Raw genomic sequence first — 22095 nt, forward strand, 5'->3', positions numbered from 1 at the left:
TTTCAATACATCTAATGTTTTTATTTATCGGAAAAACAGAACAGTATAAAAAGACAAAGATTGTATTTCAATACATCTAATGTTTTTATTTATCGATGTAAGCCAGCTGGAAGATCTGGCAAAAAGGATATTTCAATACATCTAATGTTTTTATTTATCGTAGCACAGTGTGCCTGTTCTATTCGGCTTCACAAATTTCAATACATCTAATTTTTAAATTTTTCGTTCCCGATCGGTCGGTGAGATTTCAATACATCTAATGTTTTTATTTATCCTATCGAATATCGAAGCAACCTTTATCCGTGGAAAATTTCAATACATCTAATGTTTTTATTTATCGCTTCTGGGACATATAGAGTGGTGGAGGATGCGGAATTTCAATACATCTAATGTTTTTATTTATCGCTTTTACTGGGATAACTAACAGGTCCGCAGCTATCAATTTCAATACATCTAATGTTTTTATTTATCCAACGCTTTTAAGCCATTTCTATTTTTCATGATACTCTATAAACCCTTATTTTTCAACGTTTTTTAGATATTTTCCCAACCTCCGCTCTATAATTTCAATTTCCTTCCATAACTTCTCCTAACCCGCATAAAACCGAGCTTTCTTCCATTTCTAATAAAAACAAGGTTGGGAAAACGCCTTCCTTTTTGTGAAATTAGACTCAATCTCAAGACTTAATTTACAGTATCTTCAGCAGGACGATCCAATGTTCTACCCATATATTATGAGTTATTCACCACTATTTCCTTCGCGCTTTTGAAATGCGCTCCTCCAATAGTGGTAAATAACTTTCGAAAAGTGGCACCTTTTTTGACAGAGGCCCTTCTCCAACAGACATTACGTCCATTTTCCACATGATTGGAGTGAAGCATTCTAAGAGCCGAACGGAAATCATGTTAAAAATGTCACAGTATTAAACTTTCCCCCACATTATCTTCCGGATTCCCCAAAATCTCTTCCCCAAACACATTATCATTCATCAGCTTGATAATGCAGACAAAGTCCTCATCTTCATCCAATACTTTTTTAAGATCATTCCTGAGCCTAATCAACTTAGAAGGGGACATTTCTCCCCGAAACACAGATTTTTGAAAATGGGTCAGATACTTTTTGCAGATTTTAAATACCTTTTGAACACGCTTTTCATTTACGTCATAAAAGACGAAAGCATAATTATAATTCATCTTCTTTTTCATCTACATCTTCTCCTTCAGGCAGAACGGATGGAATTCTTTATCCTCTAATATAAACTTAATAAGCTTATAACAGTCCAATTTTAAGGCAGTTCGATACGTTACCTTTCGTTTTAATTTTGGATGCTGGAATGCAGTTTCCATTCGCTTTTCAAAGGCTTCAATAAATATTTTTCTTCCATCTTCATTTAAGAGACAGTAGTTTACTCTCTTATCAAAATGCTTCTCTACTTTCAGCTGCTTTCGATTCACCAGGTCAAAAATCGTCCGATATACAATCACAGGTTTGAACACTTCACACATATCAAGGCTAAGCGAAAACCTTCCTTCTGACGGCTCATGCAGGAAGCTGATTCTCTGATCCAGATGTGTTCGGTAAATAGCTGAGATTGTCTTCGTATACAAAAGAGTATTTCCAAAGGAAATCAAAGCATTGATAGGATTATCCGGCGGACGTTTAACTCTTTTGTTCATAACAAAGTCCTCCGGAAGAAAAGTTTTAAAATCCTGATAAAATCTCTGCCAGGCTTCTCCTTCCGCCGACATCAGCTGTTTAATATCTGATGCTTCATTTACCTGTCTGATGAATTCACCTCCAAGCCAATCGATGGTTGTCTTCACTTCATCATTGTCGTGCTTATAATAATGATATAAAACCTCCCTGATATTTTCTCCGATTCCGCATACAATGGCCCTTGCGATTACTATCCGCTTTGTCTGATGAGCCTCTGCCTGTTTCATTAAGAGCCTGCCGCTCATATATTGGGGCTTCGGATAAAATGTACCGCTGTATCCCTCATAGTAGTTAAAAAAATGTACAACCACATGATTCTGTGATAAAAAATCTAATAGTTTTGAATTCATTGATACCTCATTAAGGCAGTAGATTTCTTTTGTATTTTCAATGGGTATGTAAATATTCTTTCCGTCTTTTCTGAAACATAAGGAATTATCTTTTCGTGTCAATTCTCCCATCGATGTAATATATTTTGTACTTCCCATACCTTCTCCTCCTACTCGATATAACAGTACTCATAGTACGCACATTTTTTACACTTTGGCTTTCCTAATACTTCAGGAACTTGGTCACTTTCCAGCAATGATCGGATTTGTTCCTCATACAGCTTCAATTTTTCTTCCAATTCCGGCGTCAGTTCTACCACTTCAACCTTCTTGTCTTTTTTGTTTTTCTCTACAAATTCAAGTTTTCCTTTTCTGGTAATCCCGTTTCTTTTCAGCACTTTTAGATAATATAAAATCTGCCACCTTGCCGCTTCCGGGTCCGCATCAGACTTTTTGATCTCTGTCAGATATTCCTTCGTCAAACGGTCCAATTTAATGTTTTCAATCGCTAGTTCTGTATTTTTTCCCTGCTCTGCTTTCTGCTCATGAATCGCCTTTCCGATCTTAACCTCCTCGCTGTTATCCTCAAGGTTCATTCGGCTTCCAAACAAATAGCACTGCCGTTTACAGTGAAAATAATAATTGATTAACGTACCATTGATCTCCATATGATTCCTCCATCCTACAAAAAATCCGGTGTGCCGTCTCTTCCTTCCAGCAGCATTTTATTGAGCCTTCCATTCTGGAAATACTTCTCTCCATCCTCGATCATATATAGCTCTCCGATTTTGTCACTATACATTAGGTCTGTTCTCTGGATGGTATAAGTAAAGTAATTCATCTTACTTCTGACTTCTGAAAGTTTATATTTTTTCTCGGAATAGTCCATTTCCTGATCCATCAAAAGTTTTTTGTACTTGTCCCAGATCTCCTTTCCGTCAACCACGGTTCCATCTTCCTCCTCTACTTTTCGGCAAAGGTAGACCGACATGCTCCACATATCATCCTGAATCAGCTGCATTCTTTTTTCAATTTCTGGATGATTTAACAAACCGAGCTGTTTCGCAAAAAAAGCTGCGATTCCATGATCTCCCGAAGTCTCCATAAATGTCTGCTTCAATACCTCTAATACAGACTTGTAATATTTCTGAAACTCCTTCTCTGAAAGTATCGTTCTCATTTCTTCATTAGCCAGTGTGTATTCCAGATTATCAATTCTGGCATCTCCATCCCGGTAAATGTGCCGCGGATCATCCATTTCAAAGAAATAGACAACTGCGTCTTTCTTCTTACAGGACCTGTTGATCCTTCCCATAAACTGTTCCTCACTGTCCAGCTTGGACCAGTTTTTATATCCGATGTCCATGTCAATATCCACGCCGGCCTCGATCATCTGGGTTGACACCAAAATCATGCCCTGCTGTCCTGCAGTATCAATCTTTTTCAGCACCTGCTTTCTCTCCAGAATACTCTGATCTCCTGTAAGCAGTTCCGCCGGAAGTTCCAGCCGTCCATCCTCCTGAAGCATTTGAAAAAATGTATACGCAGATTCTTTTTTTATGAATTCTACCAGTATCTTTTTCTTAAGCTTCTGCTGCTCTAAAACATGGTCCAGCAGATCTTCCATGGTAAACTCTTTTTTCATAAGACTGTAATCTGCACGTACTCTGTTTTTAAAAACCGGATGGGAATAGAATTTTTCTCTGTTTCTGATCAGAGGCACGGCATTTTCAAGTTCCGGAGATAACACATCCAGGTTGGGCAGTGTGGCGGACATTATAATAATTTTCATATTAAGAAATGAGGCGAATTCTTTTAAAAACAAAATAATCTCTGTCCAGATACTGTTTCGGTAACTTTGGATTTCATCTAATACAAGAACGCTGTTTGCCAGCTGATGAAATCCAAAGGTACTTTCTTTTCTTCTTCCAAATATCGTGTCAAACAGACTGACATGAGTCGTCAAGATCATCGGATAATTTAAAAACTGGCGGTTCAGCAGTGCTTCCTGATAATATTGAAGCTCATCGGTTTTTCGTTTGGCCCGGTCCATTGGAATCGGCTTCATGGAGTTTACCACTGCGATGTCCTCCATAACCTTTGATCCCCCAAATATTTTTTCCATGGACTCAAGATTTTGTTCAATCAAAGTATTAAATGGATACACATAAAATATCTTTCCGATACCAGAGTTCTGTTTCATAAGCTGAAAGCTTAAGTTGACAGCCAAATTCGACTTCCCGCTTCCGGTCGGCGCTTCAACGAAAAAAACGTTCTGATCCATATGTTTTTTTAATTCCTGCTCAGCATCCAAAAAAAGCTCCGTCCGCATTATATTCATATTCTCTTCTTTCCGCAGATCCTTTTCTTTCAAATACTTTTCCTGCTCGTATTTACGGATTCCGTGATAAAGTTCTGTCCCATAATATTGTCTGCAGAACTCATCCATATGCTCCATTCCGCCAAAATGTCTGATCTGCACTCCACTCATATATTCTGATGCAGCATAATGGTCACTGGCGACCAGCAGAGAATAAGCCAGCCGTTCATACGCGTAAAAAAGAATCTGCCTGGTCCGGCTTTTTCGATCGCGCGCTGCTTTTTTTAAATTTCCTGCGGCTTTCCCAAGTCTTTCTCTTTTAAGCGAACACTGAAACGGCTTTTTATAAAAATTAAGATGGTCTTGATCTTCCAGCATTTCAATCAAATGATAGATATCTTCATCTTCAAAACTTTTAAGATATTTTTCAAATGTGTCTAAATCGCTGTGGTGTTTTGCTATCAGATAAGAATTCAGGAACAGGAACTCTTTCAGCTGCTTCTGATCACTTTTGTCAAGTGCCCATACTTTTTCCATAAAATATTCAAAATAAAGAACAGCCGAAATCAAAGAATGATGGCTATTTGAAAAAATCTTTTTAGCCTCCGGCATTTCATGACCCATCTTTTCCTTCTGAAAATAAGGATTTACTTTTCCAAAATCGTGAAAGGTCACAATTCCAAAGATCATACTCCGAAAAAGATTCTTCGCTTCCCAGGTGAGATGATCAAAATATTTTTCTTCAAAAACTTCCATGCAGTGCCCCAGTTTCTTTTCCTCAAAAATTCTCAGAAAATAAGCTTCTGCCAGATTGGTATGCTCTTTTAATGTTTCTTTTTTCCTGTCATCTTTCTTTGGCTTGTGAGCAAAATACCGCTCCGGTTGTTTGATCAGATCCTCTATTTTTACAACGGCTTTATCAAAATACATATCTGTTCCCCCCCTATAATGTAAAAATCCGCCGGAAAGAATCCTGCATATAGGCAGAATTCTCTCCGACGGCATTTTAATAAAATACAATGATATTTTTCCCTGCCCGGTATAAGGGCAGTTCACACTCTTTTACATATTGGTTCGTATAGACAAACGGCTCTGTGACATAAAGATTTGTGTAAGGGTCCAACGCATACGGCAGTCCTTCCTCATACTTATAGAAGTCTTCTTCCTCATCGTCGTCTTCATCCAAATATGCAAATGTGACTTTCCCTTTTGGCAGCAGACAATCCAGCTGTCTGTTTTCCGGCGGAATTTCCTCTGCCTCCATGATCTCAGGATTCAAAAGATCCGCAGGATGATCATTCTTCCCAAGATAAGGAGAATAAACACAGCGCCTATCCATCAAAGTTTCAGAAAGTTTACGGCTCTCCTCACCATCCAGAAGAATAAAAATATCCCACTCCGGTGATTCCAGCCATTGCTCTTTTATGATCAGATTGCCGCCCTGCTCTCTGGAAGCATACCCGACGGAATTATTAAAATATTGGATTTTTTTCGGAATCCAGCCTTTCTCATTCTTTGGCACAATGGAAAATCTGCAGTCTTTGAGACGTTCATAAAACTCCGGGAAACCTGGTCCTTCCGCAGAATCCTTTTTCCGCTTTTCTGTTTTTATGGATTCATAGCCTGAATAGCCAAGTATGGCTCCAAAGATTCCGAGAAGAACAACTTTATGAATCTGGCCATAAGTAAAATAGTAATAACTGTTCACATCCGGCTTTTTGAAAAAAGCAGTCCTTCCTTTCAGAGTAACCTTGCATACTTCCATTGGCTACACCTCTTTTTGTGTAATAATATTATAGTATTTTGCTCCCTTGATTTCACATTCTAATTTGGTTGTATATGGATTATAGTAAATTTCCACACTCTTGATTTTGTCAGCAAGTGCATCTAAAAATTCTGTATCTTTAAATGCAATCACATTTTTGTCTTCACCCTTTGTGAAGGTGATGTATTCAGAAAGATTTGGTAAATATAAATCCTGCTCTGTCTCCACAAACAGAGCAAACTCATTTTCGCAGCCTTCTTTTGCGTTGGTGGCAAAAGCAGTTGCTGAAACTAACGCTGTGCGTTTGAAATTCTCATAGTCTTCTTCTGTGTACCCGTCAGTCACACCCAGCTGTACAAACTCTTTATATGCCAGAGGGTTCACCACAAACGGATAGAAATAATGAGCCTCATTGCTGACGATTTTTGTTCCGAGTGTAGAGTTTTTCGCTTCTTCCTTCTTATCATCTTTTGATCCGTCCCTGAACGGAGACAAGATCTGCTGTTCCTCCGGGCTTGTCCCCTCATATTTATTGAATCCCTGCCCAAACTGGACGGCCCCGGTAATAGATATATTATTTTTTTCTTCAGCAAATGTGGCCCCAAAGTTTTTTACATCTACTGCCTGAAACAAATTTTCGATTACTTCCTTCGTGTCATTACATTTTTTCAGATCTTCTATATCATATAAATGTTCGTAACGCTCTTTCAGGGAATTTGGAACCAATGTCACTTCGCCCTTTTTCCCCTCGGAAAATTTCATAGATTTGATATAAAGAACCTTTTTTCCTTCATTCTCCCACATTTTTTTCATTGGATATTTCAGTGCCTTATCACTGCCAAAGGTTGTTCCGTCCTGCGTAGTTTTGGGATACCCGGTAAAATCCGCATTCCAGTTGGCCATAATTGAAGAAATCCCCAAAACCCCATATACTCTTTTATCCATTTACTTATCCTCCTTTGGTACATAAATCAAACTGCTGTGTAAATACCCTGCGATCATCAAGTCCTTCTCAATATCCCCTTTCAGCTCATATTCTGTTATCATGCAGTAAAGGTTATTAAAACGTCTGCTTGATACTCCAATATCATAATTATATTTCAAAAAAAATTGTACCAGTTTCTTTTTTAAGACTGCATCTGTTTTTGCATTTATAAACGGATTTGCCAATGCATGTGTCTTCTTTTTTCCTTTATTTAATGAAATATAATACTGCACCAGCTGTCCGACTGCAAAGAAATATTCATCAGCTGACTGTATCTCCGGTGTTTCCTTCGCATCCAGTTTTGCCTTTAGATCGGTCACTATCTGATTTATTTTATTCTCCATCGTATCTTCTCCTTTATCCGAAAAATATTCCAACAGTGAGTGGCGCAAATTAAAGCAGTCCATGGCCTTAAAAATGTAACCTTCTTTCAATGCTCCCAATACTAAATCTAAAGATACGTTTCCCAGAACTTTTGCTGCCTGCACCTCTTCATCTTTGTACAGCCAGTCAAAAACAGCTTCCCTGGAAATGATAAGATTCCGCTTGATATATCCATCGTTCATTCCCAGTTTATCCTGCTGAGTAAAATAATTGCCCCTAAGAAATTTAGAAAAGAAAACTGCGTCCAGCAGACTCTGTATCTTCTCTTTCGTATAATAAGCGCCATATTCCGTTCCTTCTTTATGCTCTTTCGGAGTATAGGAAAGGGCATTTCGATATACGAATGGTTTTTTCACAGAAGGATGATAACATGGAACAATATCGCTGCTGTGGATTTCTACTTCTTTTCCTTTTTGAATCCGAAGATAATATCCCTTAAAGTCACGGTCAATGATTTCATTGTTTTTGAACGCACATATCGTCCTTTCATCCGTATCTATATATACATTGGATTTACCCGCCATGGCATAGTTCATCAGATGATCAAAAAACTGTTTCTGAAGAAGAACTTCTTCTTTGTTCAGCAGAAACGGCACCTCAATTTTCTTCGTTCGGCTGGACAGAAAAGGTTTTTTTGCATTCATTCCGAGATTGTTATTCGGCAGTCCGTATACTTCGCCTTCCACCTCCAGATTATAATCATTGCTGTTATAAATATTCGGCACCAGATATCTGTCATTTTCCCGTTGATACTGCTCCATCGGCGCTTCAAAAAATAATTTCAGATAATCTTTTTTGGATAGATCCACATCCAGATGAAAGATATTCTCTTTTATCCACATGCGGATCTTTTCTGCGATATCCTTTGGAACACATCCGATTTCTTCTTCCAGCATTTGATAAATCTTTAATGTCTGTCCCTTATATTTAAGCTCCGGATAAATGACTGCATCGAAGTAACGGTCAATAGCTTCCGTGTTCAGTTTTCCATTTTGAAAACTCTCTTTCTTTACAAAAAATGAAAAATAATTATTGGAATGAATGATCTTTTTATTGTCCTGCGGTTTATTCATATCGATCAGCCTACTGTAATAGTCATACTGGCAGATTTGAGTGAAATAACGGTTGGTGCGGTTTATCTGACCGCTTTTTTTATCGAGCTCAATTTCCACAGGCTCACATAAGGTTCCGCCTTTCTTTACAATCAGATAGGTTCCATTGGCCGGTATGTAAGAATCGAACAGCAGATTTCTGTTTTGCTGTAATTGTTCCCTGAATATTTCCGTACACTCTCTAAGCAAAATGCCACCTCCTACATCCACCTGTAATTTACAAAACCAGCCCCCCGCGCATTGATTTCTCCCAGTCCTGTTCCCAGCGTCATATAGCTTAATTCCTGTGACAATTCATTATCTGCTACCTTTAACGCGATTTTATCTCCTAAAAGTTTTATTTTCTTATAGGATACAGTGATCGGCGTTCTGTTTTTGACCTCGATCATACGAATGAATTCAAAATCTTCATTGATCTTTGTATCACAGAACGCATTATATTTTTTAACAAGGTTTACAGTCAGTCTTTTCTCATATTCCTGTAAAGAAAAAACACCCCTCCAGTAGCGTTCTGCTTTCACAATCACCGGAGAGATAGAATAAATCGTATCAATAATTTTATTTTCTTTGGGGATAATTTTGATTTCGCAGGTTAATGCCTGCATCTCATCGGATCGCTCATGAATTAATTTTTCGGAAAATACTTTTGCAAGCTGTGGATCAATGGTGCGGATTGTTATGACATACACCTTATCCTTTTTATAAATTTTGTCCTTTTCCAATGGATATGGATTTCCGAAAGAATAATTCTTAAATTGATTCGTCTCATGAAATTTCAGAAGTGCTTCGTCTCTGCTCAGACAAATGTCAATTAGTGCGGCTGTCTTCTTTTGAACTGCTTCTACCGGTATATCTTCTAACAGATATACTTTTAGCCGGATTTCAAAAACTTTCAAATCCACTGCCCCACCCCTTTCTTTTGTATGCACCCTCGTATCGTATACATGCTGATAGTACCTATCGTAACGATTGCCCTGGAGGGAATGATTCATTAGTAGCTTTTATACACAAACCACTCTATTGTTCTATTTTACTATATTTTTCAAAATAATACAACATTTCATAGTACTTTCAAACAATTCAAATTAAGATAAGCAATCTATTATTCATTTTATTTTTATTTATCTGTGGACGTCCTTTGACAAAAGAGGAGGTAAGTGTATTTCAATACAACTCTTGTTTTTGTTTATCATCTTTGGCTAAATAAACTGTCCCATTTCTATAACTATTTCAATACAACTCTTGTTTTTGTTTATAAAACATGGAACCACGGTTTTATGCGGTCTGTAAGACACTGCCGACAAATTCACGACAAACTACCCACTTCTTAGAGGGCCTAACGGCTATTATTACGACTATTTTTATACACTGCCCGGCTGCCTGCCGGGCCTTTACATTATCTATAAAAGTTCACTGAATACTATAAGACTCCTGCGGCACGTCTCTTGTGCCGTCCCAAAGATTACCGAGTTCTATTTGCCCCTCCCTGCTCTACATCGGGAAGGTTGTTGCCGAATTGATCCATTGTCTGGGCTTTTTCTACTATAATTATTCATCTTCCTTACCTCCGCTATTTTCCTTTATTTTATCATGTTTATTGTCGTTTTTCTATGCTATTTTATCAAAGACATTCACCGCAGTGTGCTGCATATCCGGTATAAGATGGCTGTATGTATTGAGCGTGGTTTGTATGCTTGCATGTCCCAAACGCTCTTGAACCACCTTCGGATGAACATTGTGCGAAAGCAGCACGGTTGCATGAGTATGCCTAAGTTCGTGAAAAGTCCTCCGGGGCACCTTTGCCATTTCACAGACATCTGTAAAAGCACTTGATATGTTCCACGGTACAAAAAATGTGTCATTATTCGGAAATAGGAAAACCGATTCTGACCTATTTGAAAGATTCCACAAGAAATTCATTAGAATCTTATCGCAGGCGATCCTGCGCCGGCTCGATTTCGATTTTGGCTCTTTCAAAATAACCTTTGCATTTTTAGTTAAGGACTGCGTTTTTTGTACCTTAATAAAACCACCGTTAAAATCGATATCCTTTTTTCTCAATGCATAAATCTCACCTTTTCGCATCCCTGTTCGATATGCGATAAATTCCCCAGCATAAAGCCAAGGAAGACACTTCACTTTAAGAATTTTCTCCATCTCTGTCTCTGAAAATGGATTTATTTCTTGTTTTTCCGTTTTTGGAATGACAATTTTATAGCACGGATTTGCCCCTTTTGGAAGAATCTCATAATCAACAGCATAGTTAAATGTCATATTGATAAGTTTAAAATAATTTGTAATTGTATCAGTTTTGCAACCTTTAGAGTACAAAAACTTCACATAATCTTGTATATCGTTTTTATCTATCTCATAAATGGACTTTCCATAAAAATACTCATTAATGAAGCGCAGATTTTTGCTGTATGAGTATGCGGTGGATTCTGCTATTTCCAACTCATGCAGACTAAACCACTTCATAGAGACATCGTAAAAAGTTTTCATCCGAACACTCCTTTCTCCGGGAGAAAGCCGCTCCCGGTCGGTTGGTGTGTTTTAGAACTTTTCTACACTTGTCACTTCTAAGTAGAAAGCTTCTGCGTCTTCGTCTTCCCCATTGTCGATCGTAATTTCAAACTCAACAACAACTTCGCACATTCCTGTTCCTACTCCGGTATAAACAACTTTTTTATCTGATTTCACATCTTCCATTACCCCGTCGGCCAAAACGGAGTAAAATCCGTTTTTAACCATGACATTGTCTAACTCCACAAAACTCATTTCCTTGTTTAATAATTTTTCGATCGTTCTCATTTTACTTACCTCTTTTACTTTCCGGGCAAGTATGCTATATTGTACTTGCCCTGTGTGGGTGACGGTTCCTTCTTACTTTAGTCGGTTGTGGGAGCCGTCTTTTTGTTTGCTTATCTTCCTTACACTTATATAGTACATTATTGTGTACTTAAATTCAATAGTAATAGTACACAAAAATATACTTTATTTATTGTGAACAGTACACAATAGTATACATTCCATTGACGGATGATACCGTATAGTATATAATAGCGTACAAAGAGGTGATGAAATGACAGAGCGTAAAAAACAATACTCCGGCTCTATCTCTTATGAAAAATTATTTTCTGTGATGGATGATAAGGGAATAAAGAAAACAAACCTAAGAAATGAATATAGCATATCTCCTACTATAATAAGGAGATTGAACAACGATGAAACCGTGTCCATCGACACGATTATGTACCTATGCGAAATACTCTCCTGCCAGCCAGGGGATATTGTAGAATATATACCCGCAAAAAAATAAGCCCCGGATTGCTCCGAGGCTTTTTCTCTGCTATTTTTTCCGATTCTTGAAAAGTGCCGTGCAAGTCTTCTTACCTGCGTAGCTGCCTTTCTTCCATCCAAGCTGTTTCCAGTACCGTTCTAATTTCTTCTGTGTTGCAGGTCCCCAGATGCCGTCTGTCGCAATATCTGCACCCGGCGACAGGCTGTTTAATTTATCTTGCATCCAGCGGATCGCATTTTTAGATGATGTCTTTTTTACGGTTGTGTATTTTACAGCCTGACCACCGATAGCCTTTTTAAAAGCTTTCCACTCTGCGTTGTCTGCTCCGATCCAAGGCGCAGGGCACTCTTTCCCGTTTACGTCCCAGTGCCGGATCACATGCGATGCCGGAACGCCGTATTTTTTCATGAGGAATTTTACAAGCTCGATGGTCTGCTCCCGCACTTTCTCCGACACCTTCCCAGCGCTGTTGCACATTTCCACGGACAAGCTGTTTGCGTTCGTGCACTTCTTATAGTAGTTTCCTGCAGCCCCTGCCGTGGAATAGCAGCCGCCAACTGCCCAGGCGATTCGGTTTACTTTTACCGATTTGTAGATATACTTTCCACCGTCTACAAAGTAATTTGCGGAGGCGTGCCGGTTCTTCCCCTGGAAGTATTTACAGTTATTCAAGGCCGTGTCCCCATTATTCCCGGTGTAATGCACAGAAATGTACTCTATATCCTTTGTGCTTCTTTTACCGCCGTAATTACTCTTATGTGCAAATTTCTTTTTGAATTTTAATGCCATGTGCTGCTCCCTTCTGAAAAAAAGAGGACGATTATTCGCCCTCTGTCTCCGGTAATCCTTTTAATGATGTTAATATAGATGCAACGCCCGCCAATGCTGCTGTTCCCGCTACTGCTTTCCAATCCACTGCTGTGATCGTTGCCGCCGCTGGTAGCATTGCTGCCGCCGTCTGTGCCATCGTTTTTACGGCCCTGATTCCTGCGGCCCTGCCCCATTTTTTCCAATCTCTCATATTCTTTTCTCCTTATTTTAAATATTGTGCTATTAACAAAAGAAGCCCTGTAGCCAACGCCCCCGCTATTGTTCCAATGATTGTGTTAAAAGCGGTACGTGTTGCGTTATTCCACTTTTGTGCCGGCTCCTGCTCAAGTATGTCTACCTTGTCTTTTAGCGTGTTTACGCTCTCGCTCGTTGATTTCATCTGTTCGCATAATACAACCATACTTTTCGACATTGTGTGAATCTCAACAGCAATTTGCTCGAGATCATTTATCCTATGTTGATTGCTTTTGCTCCGCTCTTCTACCTTAGTAAGCCTTTGCTCATGTTCTAAATCCATGTGTTCTCCTAATTTAAAAAAGAGCCAAAGGCTCTGTTAATAAGTTGCAAAATAAAAAGGCCCTGCGGCCTTACTTCTGTTCTGGTGTCTCTGCCGTCTCTGTTGCTCTTGCATCCTGAGCAGCATAAAACTGCTCCGTGAACTCTGCAATCTCCTGCCGCACGCTGCCTTTGTTTGCCTCGTATAACTTGCTATCCTGGATATTCTGTGTAATGTTATCCCCGTCTCCGTCTTCTGCTACCGTGGCATTTAGATAAACCACGGTGCGGTCAGAGTCCTTGACCTTAATTTCCCCAGTGAGGGTGATTGATCTTTTAATTTCTAACATCTTATCTCCTTTCTTATTTTGCTATATACATAATGTTGATTGGTAACCATACATTTTCTGGGAGGGTCGAAGGATATGTGTTTCCTTCTCTATATCTACCGATTTTAATTGTTCCATCTGGGCTAACTTGGGTCATAAAAATTGCTTTCCCGCTGCCTTGGTGAATAGTAACAACTCCGTTTTTAGGTCTATAATTTTCTGGAAGTGTCATGCCCTGAAGTAGAAGCGATGCTTCTTCTCCATTATCTATCACGGTTTTATTTCCCACCAAACTTTTTGTCGTAAGAGTTCCCACAATATTTACAATTTTCCCAACATTACGAATTACAAGCCCTGAACCACTGCTATATTCTGCGAAAGCCAGCATATTTACACCTAAACCTTTCCATCCAGTATCAGTTTCTAAGTTCGCAATCCTGTTATCGGTTGTAGTTTTATAGCTATTTACCTCGTTTTTAAAAGTTGTTAGCTGTACATTCGTATTGGAGATATTTTCTCGGTTGCTCAATATAGCAGATTGATTTGCAGTTACACTATCATCAAGCCCTGAAATTCTTACTAATAATTCTTCATTATCTTGATACTGCTTCTGATCTGCAGTATCAAGACGTTCTTTCAGATTTGTATAGACGGTACCACTTTCGTTTTGCCTCGCATCAACAACCTCCGCAAGAGAAGGATTCGCCTGTGACATTTCGTCTAATAGTCGATCATATTTTTCGTCAAGTGCATCCTGTTTTGCTGTATATGTGTCTATGACTGCTTGCTTCGCCTCCATGTCGGCCTTACTCTCCTTATTTATTGCATCTATTCCATCGTGGATACTCTGTCTTACATCCTTTCCGAATACCGCCTGTAAAATATTCTGTAATGCTTCTTGTATTGTCATAACTGCTCCTTTCTATTAATTAGTCCTTTTCCACATATATACGGTGATGTACGGCTGTAAATTTCCGGAGTCACCACCGCCTGTGGAAGTTGTATTCCCGCTGTTTCCGCCTGTGTTTCCACTATTTCCTCCCGTGGTACATGTCCCGGAAGAGTTCATTGTATGCGTATGGTTGCCTGTTGTGTTTGACTTGTATGATGTACTGCCGCTTTCAAAATTGTTCGGTTTGTTATAAGACGTTCCTTTTTGTACAGCATCTTTGTTAATTCCGAGATAATGATAGTGATTTCCAGCCCCCTGCATCGTATGAACATGATTCGGAACAGTATGTGTATGGTTATTTAGGCTATGCACATGATTATTCATCCCATGTGCATGGCTTTGCAATTCCTTATGCCCACCTGATTTCTCCACGGCATTAAACTCTCCTTGCCCGGTATCTACTCCCACGATTGTTTTTCCAGTAGCGAATGATACCCAGCTGCCGCCAAAGAACGTTCCGGGATTAACATTTTTTACAGAGATGTAGATACTGTCCACGGGCCACAGTTTGTTCGTCACTGCATCCATTTCCACCTTGACTTGCTCTGCGGTGTTTGCGGCGTTGTTTGCTGTATTTACTGCGGTGTTCACACTCCCGGCCATCCCCTGTACAATGTTCGTCAGGTTAGATGTACCTGCCACCTTATCGGTCAGGCTACTGATCGTCCGACCCAGCACAATCTTGTTGTTCGCAGGGTTTTCCAAGTCAATCTCATATTTAGATACCAAGTAATATGTAGACACATCTCCCATGGTGCTCAGAAGTCCATGCTGCTGTGACACGCAGGGAACCATGTCTCCCAATCTGATAGCGTTTATATCCACGTCAATCATGTGTAGATCCACAGCCGTGAGTTCTATCGTGATTGCCAGATTCACGCAGGTTTTAAGATATTCCTGCCCTTTTGCAAGCAAGTCTTTCGGATCAACGGCATCCGGAAAATCCACCTTTTCGTAGATCCATCCATAGAGATCAACCGCCTCCTGGTTATAGATATAATCTTTCCCGCCGTTTGCAGAAGCAATGTTTGTAACACCATTTCCACCAACCGGAATGATTGCAGTCTTTATGTTTTCTGCCTTAGTGTACTTTTTAAGGTCCAGCAAATTTTCTCCGAACCGGATCACCTGATTGCTCACTTTTCCATACTGCTTCACATAATCCAGATAGCGGATGCCGTTTTCATGCCGCACACGCAAATATCCAGGATATTTCCCTATAAAATTTGTATTTATAAAATCCCATGTTGTTTCATAATTCGTAGATAATTTTGTAATCGGGACACTATCAATATCTATGGTCCCAATCGTGAATTGCTTTTCTGCTCCCATCTGTGAATTATGTTCTGCAATAAGGGCTTTGAAAATATCTATATTGTTATCTGCCTTATGCACTTCCGAAGATTCGCTTCCGTATGTGTGCGCCCGCTGTACGGAATCTAACAAAAAAGCAAGCTCCCCCTCACAGGAAACTTGCCCGGTCCTCTGAAAATCTATTTCATCCGTTAAGGATCTGCCCGAAAACAATAGTTCTGAATCCTCATAGACTTCAATTTTTGATTTCAGCTTATTGATAACATCTGTATTCGGATGCCTGGGAAGAATTGAGAAATCAAAGTTCCCGGTCTTGTTCAGTTCCAGGGAAATCTTCGGTTCCATCAGCATATAGTCTTCGTCCCGTACATCGTGCAGGACCTTTCCATCGCACAATACTCTATACATTACAAACTACCCCCTCTATATTCGACAGATACCGTGCCATTCCCGACAAAAGTAAGATAGTTGTCTCCTTCGCCCAGCCATATATCAAACACCTTTGACTTTCCAGCCGGGAGACTGTACTTTTTCCCATTGTATGTCACCTGCATCGCTGCGCTGCACTCGATCACGGGCACGATCTTTTTTCTGCGCCCCGGAATGTAGAGTTGATAGCTCCCATCCACCTGCAGATCTTTATATTCCCGTATGATTCCTGTTTCGAAATTGAAGTCGTCCCAGGTCCAGTCTTCCAGACTGCTATACTTTTCATATTTGTACGGGTCGACCTCCCCGGAGATGGTGATTTTACTTTCTGCCTTTTCTGACTTTTCGGTGTCCAGTTTCAACCGTCCTATGTAATAGAACGCCGGATCACTGTCCAAGAAAATCTTAAATTTCTGTCCTGCTAGGTAGTTTGCGATCTCTGATAGCTTTGCCTGCCAATCAAAGTAATCAGTATCCAGCTGGTCAAACTCCATAGAGATTGACCTTTGCTTGTATTTCACATCTCCTGTGACTGCCTCCGTAAGGTCGATAATTCCGTCTGCACCCGGTATTTCCTGCTCATACGTCTTTGCCTCCGGGAATCCAAGGGTGATCGACAACCACCCCAGATTCCAGTCTTTTAAAGTGTGCTTTCCTCCAATCTGCACACCCAACGTTCCTCTGTCTTCCATCTATACACCTCCTCTTGCCTTTCTATCGGCCATACTATTCAATCGGCTGTCCATAAACGGGGCCAGCGTCCTTGCCGCCTCTCGGCCCTCTATGTTTGTTACAACCTCTATCTTTTCCGGCCCGGTATAGACCGTCTTCTCTATCGTCGTTGTACCACCGCCTCCGGCATAGACAACCTGCGGCTGCACACTCGCTGTGATCTTGCCCATCTGTCTTGACACCGCTGTTTGCATCCTGCTCTGTAACTCCGGTATATTAAGCTTTGCTTTCGCAAAACGTGCCGCCATGGTATCCGCAACAGTTTCAACTTGCCGATACAGTCTCGGTGCCTCTTTCTCCTGTCCCTTTTCGGCTCCTTGGATCGTAAACTTTCCGATCTGGGCGAATACACGAGATGGGGATTTTATTTTCAGTTCTTTTTTTGCGGCATTTACAATATCTTTGCAAAGCTTTTTCATGGCTTTGCTCAGATTCCGGGTTTCTCCGGTTATTCCAGCTGCCAAACCTTTAGCAACGTTAGCCCCGGCCTTTTTCATCTCGGCATTCAGATTATCTGTTTCTTTTTTTATTGCTGCTTGATATTCCTTATTAATCTTCTCAAAGTCGTCTTTAAAGAAGGACTCTGAAAAGCTTTCTGCCATGGATTGCTGTTTGTTCCACTTGTCCGTATAAGCTTTCTGTTCTGCCGCCGTAAGGGACTGGAACCACGCCATGTACTGTCGGCCCTCTTCCACATCCATGCCAAGGATACGCTGCATCATGCTGTCAGGAATTTTATTTTCCAGGGATTTCAGCCGTTTCTGATAGTCTTCTATATCATATAAGTTCTGGTCCAGATCGTAGAGACTGCCGTATGCCTGTTGTTTGCTAGTAAGATTGTCTTGCAGGCTTTTGATTTCGTTATACTGCTCCTGATACTTCTCCGAAAGCTCCTGGATCTTCTCCTCGGCAATCTTGGTCAGGCGATCCGCTTCTTTCTCAAATGCCGTGTTATAAGCATTTGCGGCCTTTTCTCCGGCCTCTTTTAGCTGCTTTTCCTTCTTTGCATTTGCCGCCTTTAAATCCTTAAGTTCTTCCTTAAGCTTCGCTTTCTTTTTCTTATTCTTCTTTTTGTTGCCCAGCTTATCTATTTTCTTTTGCAGCTTCGCCTCGGCCTTTTCTGACGCTTTTACTTGCTTGTTGTATGCCTGGTCAATTATCTCCTGCACTGTCTCACTTGACCGCTGTTTCGCAATGCTTAGAGAGTCACTCAGACCACTTAAAAGATCACTGCCAATCTCAGAGTAATTACCTTTATATGTAGCATTCTTTGCCGCAGACAGTGCTGTAGAAATGACACCTTGCATTTCTGCTACAAGCTCGCTTTGCCCTTCCCTCACACCCTTTGCGATACCCTTCGGGATAGTCTCACCTTTTAGGATTTTGAACATCTTGCCTGGGGATGGGATGCCCTTCTTTGCGGCTCCTATCGTTACATTTATCACTTTCATGGCTGCTTTTGCTGCTTTCCCGGCGTTTTTCTCAATTCCTAAAGCCATTCCAAGAGGAATGTATTTTCCGATGGCTTTATTAAATACTAAAGACGGGGAATGGATACCGAGATCTTTTCTTGCTGCATTTAAAGTGGCCTGTGTCATAGCAACAGATGCTTTGGTGACAGCTCCCGATCCTTTATAGATACCTTTTGCAAGACCTTCTGGAATCGCCGTTCCTAGTTTATCCCTAAACTTTTTAGAAGGTGAGTTAACGTCTGCGCCTTTTTTAGACTTTGCCTCTGCCAGTGCCTGGTTTACAACACTGACTGCTGCCGCTGCAACAACTCCTGCATTACCTCCGATTCCGGCAGCGATTCCAGAAGCGATGCTTGAACCTAAAGAATTAAATCCGCTAGTATCTACGGTTTTCGCATTATCTACTGCGCCCTGTGTCGCGGTATTGATCTTTCCTTTGTTTTTATCCACGCCCGCAGCTGTACTGTCGTCGATCTTCTTCCCGGTTTTATTCCCAGCTTTTCCAGCCTCTTTTTCTCCGACATCTCCCATAAGCTTTGCCAATTCTTCCATGGCTTTCTTTGGAGAGGTTTTACCGTCATTTACGGATTTAACAAGGGCTTTTACCGTATCATCCCCGGCCTTCCCTGATTTCTTAACTGCATCGCTGAAATCAATCAAGCTTTGCATTTGTTTTACAGCCTCACTCGGCTTTATCTTTCCAGATGCAATGCCTTGTGCTAATGATTCGGGTATTTTCAACCCGCCGGAGAGTGACTTTTGACTTAAACCATCAAACTTTATTAGAGATTCCATCTGTGAGACTGAACCCGGAATTGCATATTTCCCTGATATGATTCCCTGGGATAAACTGATCGGGATTTCTTGTCCCTTCTTTTTCAGCTCCTGTATCATCGGATCAATCGAGATTAGCTTTTTAAGTTCGTCTCCGGTCTGCGGAGCTTCATAAATCCCCTCTTTGATACTTCCTCCGATGGTCTTCGGGATCTCTTTCGCCTTTATGCCTGCTTCTTTGGCAAGCTTATCAATGTTGTTGGTGAACTCCACATAGTTTGTCAGTGCCGCGGATTTCGCAATATTGGAATCTATCTCACCATTTAACTCATTGATCTTTTTCTGCGTATCGCCGACAAGTTTTAGTTTCTCATCATTGATCTTTTTGAGTTCCTTTTCCTCTCTCTCTGCAATCTTTACATCCGTATTAGATGTATGAAAAGGGTCTTCCTTGAATTTTCTCTCAGTCTCTTTTCTTTTTCTTGTAGCTTCTGTGAGATCATCTTCTGCCTGTTTCTGTTCTTTTTTATACTTTGTCAGGTCTTTTTCGGTCTTTATAATATCTTCTGCTACTTTTTCATTTTGAGCAGCATATGCCTTTGCAACTGCCAGTTCTCGTTGAGCCTTGATATTGCGTTGTATTGCCTTAGTAGATTGGTTTAGTTTGTCTTTTTCATCATCATAAGCCAGCCCTAAGTTAGGAAGAATCTGATTAAGCTGCTGAACAATAGATTTAATCTGTTCTTTTGTCCCTGCGCTCTTATGCTCCTGCTTCATTAATCCTTGAAGCTTGCGGGACAATATTTCAGCTGTAGCACCCTCATTTTCTGCGGACGTTATCGCATTTTCTCTTGATTTCTTGTTTTCTGAAAGTTCTTTTGATAATTTTTTATAAGAAGCAACAGACTTTTCATGTTGTTGTATTAGTTTTTCTTCTTCACTAATACCCTTGTCTGTTGCTATTGCATATGCTGCAATCCCTGCTGTCAAGGCCCCTGCTGCCAGTACGACCATGCCGATGGGTCCACCAAGGGCAGTACATGCAGCATTAAAGGCTCCCGTTGCCGCTGTAGCAAGTGTAATCTTCCCCGTAAAAATTCCAACCACAGTCTGTAATGCTGTAAGTCCTCCCTGCTGTGCCACAAGAGTGATTGCGTTCGCTTTTTCCAGAGCATTGAGTGCTTTTAATGCTGTCCCCAGTGCGCTTACACTTCCAGAAACGGCCTGTGCAGCTTTGTAGCCTTTAAGCACAACCAAAAGACTTGTTGCTAACGGAAGTGCCGTCTGCATGTTCTCTCCTAGGAACTTCGCCGCAGATCCCAATACTTTCAGACCGCCACCTGCGACTGTCTTTGCCGCAGAGCCAAGATTTTTGACCGTGGTAATCGTCTCTTTCGGAATGATGGATTTAAGCCCGTGCGCTTCTATCTGGTCCGCCAGTCCTCCGATCGCATCCGATGCCGCTGCCACTCCATCCGCAAGCGGTCCTTTGAGTTCATCTCCCACTGCAATTCCGAGCGCAGTAAACTTATTTCCAAGTATTTTGATCCGACTTTCTAGCGTCTTGTACCGCTGCCCAGCTTCGTTCGTAAGGGCCTTATTTTCGTTCCACGCATTATTGCCGATCTTTAAGGCTTCTGTAAATGTCCCAGATGCTCCCGCTGCTCTTAACAGTGCATCCCTCATACGGATATCGGAAAGCCCCATATCGTCCAGGACTTTTATTGCACTGCCGCCACTCTTATTCACCTTATCCAAGCCTTGGATGAAGGAAATAATAGCTCCTGCTGCATCTTCTTTAAATGCCTTTTTGAACTGATCCGCCGTCATGCCAGACACTTTCGCAAAGTCGTTTAATTCGTCACCGCCCTTGGTAGTTGCAAGATTCATTTTCGACATTAGGGTAGAAAATGCCGTTCCACCAGCTTCTGCCTCGATCCCTACAGAAGATAACGCCCCAGCAAAGGAAAGTATATCTGCTTCTGACATTCCAACCTGATGTCCAGCTCCTGCAAGTCTAAGAGCCATATCCGTAATCTCTTGCTCTGTTGTGGCCAGATTATTTCCTAAATCTACAATTACAGATCCCAGCCGTCCAAACTGCGTCTGTGGCATCCGTGTGATGTTTGCCAGCCTTGCCAGAGAGGTTGCCGCCGTATCTGCGGACATGTTCGTAGAATCTCCAAGCATAACCATGGTTTTAGAGAATCCTGCGATATTCTTCGTCTTAATGCCAAGCTGTCCGGCTGCCTCTGCTACCCCTGCGATCTCATTTGCAGAGGTTGGCATCTCTTTCGACATATTTAAAATGTCTTTTCGCATGATATTCAGTTCTTTATCCGTGGCATTTACTGTCTTTTTTACACCAGCAAAAGCACTTTCAAACGAAATACTTGCTTTCAAAGATGCCGCACCGCCCGCAATAACTGCGGCTCCGGTTGCTTTCATTCCGGTAGATACCGCAGGTTTTATCTTGCTGGCAGCACCAGACCAATATTTCTCTGCATTTTCCGCACTTTTCTTCGCTTGTGCCTCCGTTTGCTTATAAGACCGCTTCTGTTCCTCTCCGGCCTTTTTCGTGCTCTGCGAGGCTTTCTCTCCGGCTTGCTTTGCGGCTGTTTCCGCTGTCTTCCCGGCTTTTTTTGCCGCCTGTTCTGTTGTTTTGCTTGCTTGTTTTACAGAGGTTTCTGCGGACTTTGCCGCCTGCTTGGTCGCAGTTTCTGCGGATTTCGCCGCTTTTTTCGTCTCTGTGTCCAGTGTTCTCGATAGTTGTTTGAGTTCTTTTTCGGCTTTTTCCGAATTTAACTCAACTTCGATTTCAATACTTCCGTCAGGCATATATTCTCCTTTCTTT

The 22095-nt window shown here is 41.0% G+C and carries 19 protein-coding genes and 1 CRISPR repeat array (1 of these 20 only partly in view); of the genes, 1 reads left to right on the forward strand and 18 read right to left on the reverse strand.

The annotated features are described in order from the left end of the window. A CRISPR array of direct repeats spans nt 1-467; the repeat unit is 26 nt; unit sequence ATTTCAATACATCTAATGTTTTTATT; it begins 1380 nt to the left of the window's first position. A gap of 448 nt (nt 468-915) precedes the next feature. From cas2 to QVP35_RS14610, 10 genes are all read right to left on the reverse strand, one after another. Next, the gene (cas2, locus tag QVP35_RS14565) at nt 916-1206 is read right to left on the reverse strand and encodes a CRISPR-associated endonuclease Cas2 (protein ID WP_006565550.1); all 291 of its coding nucleotides are present in this window, start codon (nt 1204-1206) and stop codon (nt 916-918) included. Further along, the gene (cas1b, locus tag QVP35_RS14570; protein WP_022261315.1) at nt 1207-2205 is read right to left on the reverse strand and encodes a type I-B CRISPR-associated endonuclease Cas1b; all 999 of its coding nucleotides are present in this window, start codon (nt 2203-2205) and stop codon (nt 1207-1209) included. Between the two features lie 11 nt (nt 2206-2216). Beyond that, nucleotides 2217-2714, reverse strand: a complete 498-nt coding sequence (cas4, locus tag QVP35_RS14575) for a CRISPR-associated protein Cas4 (RefSeq protein WP_009290822.1) — start codon at nt 2712-2714, stop codon at nt 2217-2219. 14 nt (nt 2715-2728) lie between these two features. Beyond that, the gene (locus QVP35_RS14580) at nt 2729-5296 is read right to left on the reverse strand and encodes a CRISPR-associated helicase/endonuclease Cas3 (RefSeq protein ID WP_009290821.1); all 2568 of its coding nucleotides are present in this window, start codon (nt 5294-5296) and stop codon (nt 2729-2731) included. Nucleotides 5297-5372: 76 nt separating this feature from the next. Next, nucleotides 5373-6131 carry a type I-B CRISPR-associated protein Cas5b gene (gene cas5b / locus QVP35_RS14585; RefSeq protein WP_009290820.1) on the reverse strand — a complete coding sequence of 253 codons (759 nt, stop codon included), beginning with the start codon at nt 6129-6131 and terminating at the stop codon, nt 5373-5375. 3 nt (nt 6132-6134) lie between these two features. Beyond that, the gene (locus QVP35_RS14590; RefSeq protein WP_009290819.1) at nt 6135-7076 is read right to left on the reverse strand and encodes a type I CRISPR-associated protein Cas7; all 942 of its coding nucleotides are present in this window, start codon (nt 7074-7076) and stop codon (nt 6135-6137) included. After that, nucleotides 7077-8801 carry a CRISPR-associated protein gene (locus QVP35_RS14595; RefSeq protein WP_022261316.1) on the reverse strand — a complete coding sequence of 575 codons (1725 nt, stop codon included), beginning with the start codon at nt 8799-8801 and terminating at the stop codon, nt 7077-7079. Between the two features lie 11 nt (nt 8802-8812). Next, a complete protein-coding gene (cas6, locus tag QVP35_RS14600) occupies nt 8813-9514 on the reverse strand; it encodes a CRISPR-associated endoribonuclease Cas6 (protein WP_009290817.1) in 702 nt (233 codons plus the stop codon). A gap of 706 nt (nt 9515-10220) precedes the next feature. Beyond that, nucleotides 10221-11114: a tyrosine-type recombinase/integrase gene (locus QVP35_RS14605; protein WP_022261317.1), complete on the reverse strand. Its 894-nt coding sequence runs from the start codon at nt 11112-11114 to the stop codon at nt 10221-10223. 51 nt (nt 11115-11165) lie between these two features. Continuing rightward, complete coding sequence (locus QVP35_RS14610; RefSeq protein WP_022261318.1) at nt 11166-11423, reverse strand: hypothetical protein; 258 nt, start codon at nt 11421-11423, stop codon at nt 11166-11168. 271 nt (nt 11424-11694) lie between these two features. On the opposite strand from QVP35_RS14610, the gene QVP35_RS14615 reads away from it, so the two are divergent. Further along, a complete protein-coding gene (locus tag QVP35_RS14615; RefSeq protein WP_022261319.1) occupies nt 11695-11931 on the forward strand; it encodes a helix-turn-helix domain-containing protein in 237 nt (78 codons plus the stop codon). Nucleotides 11932-11961: 30 nt separating this feature from the next. On the opposite strand, the gene QVP35_RS14620 is transcribed toward QVP35_RS14615, so the two are convergent. The 8 genes from QVP35_RS14620 to QVP35_RS14655 all read right to left on the reverse strand — a co-directional run bounded on the left by QVP35_RS14620 (nt 11962) and on the right by QVP35_RS14655 (nt 22079). After that, on the reverse strand, nt 11962-12702 hold the full coding sequence (locus QVP35_RS14620) for a peptidoglycan recognition protein family protein (RefSeq protein WP_022261320.1): 741 nt from the start codon (nt 12700-12702) through the stop codon (nt 11962-11964). A 31-nt stretch (nt 12703-12733) separates the two neighbouring features. Further along, nucleotides 12734-12934: a holin gene (locus QVP35_RS14625; RefSeq protein WP_009290811.1), complete on the reverse strand. Its 201-nt coding sequence runs from the start codon at nt 12932-12934 to the stop codon at nt 12734-12736. Nucleotides 12935-12946: 12 nt separating this feature from the next. Beyond that, nucleotides 12947-13261, reverse strand: a complete 315-nt coding sequence (locus QVP35_RS14630; RefSeq protein WP_009290810.1) for a hypothetical protein — start codon at nt 13259-13261, stop codon at nt 12947-12949. A gap of 70 nt (nt 13262-13331) precedes the next feature. Continuing rightward, nucleotides 13332-13589, reverse strand: a complete 258-nt coding sequence (locus tag QVP35_RS14635; RefSeq protein ID WP_009290809.1) for a hypothetical protein — start codon at nt 13587-13589, stop codon at nt 13332-13334. Between the two features lie 13 nt (nt 13590-13602). Beyond that, the gene (locus QVP35_RS14640) at nt 13603-14478 is read right to left on the reverse strand and encodes a hypothetical protein (protein WP_022261321.1); all 876 of its coding nucleotides are present in this window, start codon (nt 14476-14478) and stop codon (nt 13603-13605) included. A 15-nt stretch (nt 14479-14493) separates the two neighbouring features. After that, the gene (locus QVP35_RS14645; RefSeq protein ID WP_022261322.1) at nt 14494-16242 is read right to left on the reverse strand and encodes a phage tail spike protein; all 1749 of its coding nucleotides are present in this window, start codon (nt 16240-16242) and stop codon (nt 14494-14496) included. Further along, the gene (locus QVP35_RS14650) at nt 16242-16955 is read right to left on the reverse strand and encodes a phage tail domain-containing protein (protein ID WP_022261323.1); all 714 of its coding nucleotides are present in this window, start codon (nt 16953-16955) and stop codon (nt 16242-16244) included. The genes QVP35_RS14645 and QVP35_RS14650 overlap by 1 nt, the downstream gene beginning before the upstream one ends. Beyond that, entirely contained in the window at nt 16956-22079 is a 5124-nt protein-coding gene (locus QVP35_RS14655; RefSeq protein WP_022261324.1) for a phage tail tape measure protein, read from the reverse strand. It abuts the gene before it with no gap. Nucleotides 22080-22095: the final 16 nt, after the last annotated feature.

It is taken from the genome of Anaerostipes sp. CAG:276, assembly GCF_000432215.1.
GTDB lineage: Bacteria > Bacillota > Clostridia > Lachnospirales > Lachnospiraceae > Anaerostipes > Anaerostipes caccae.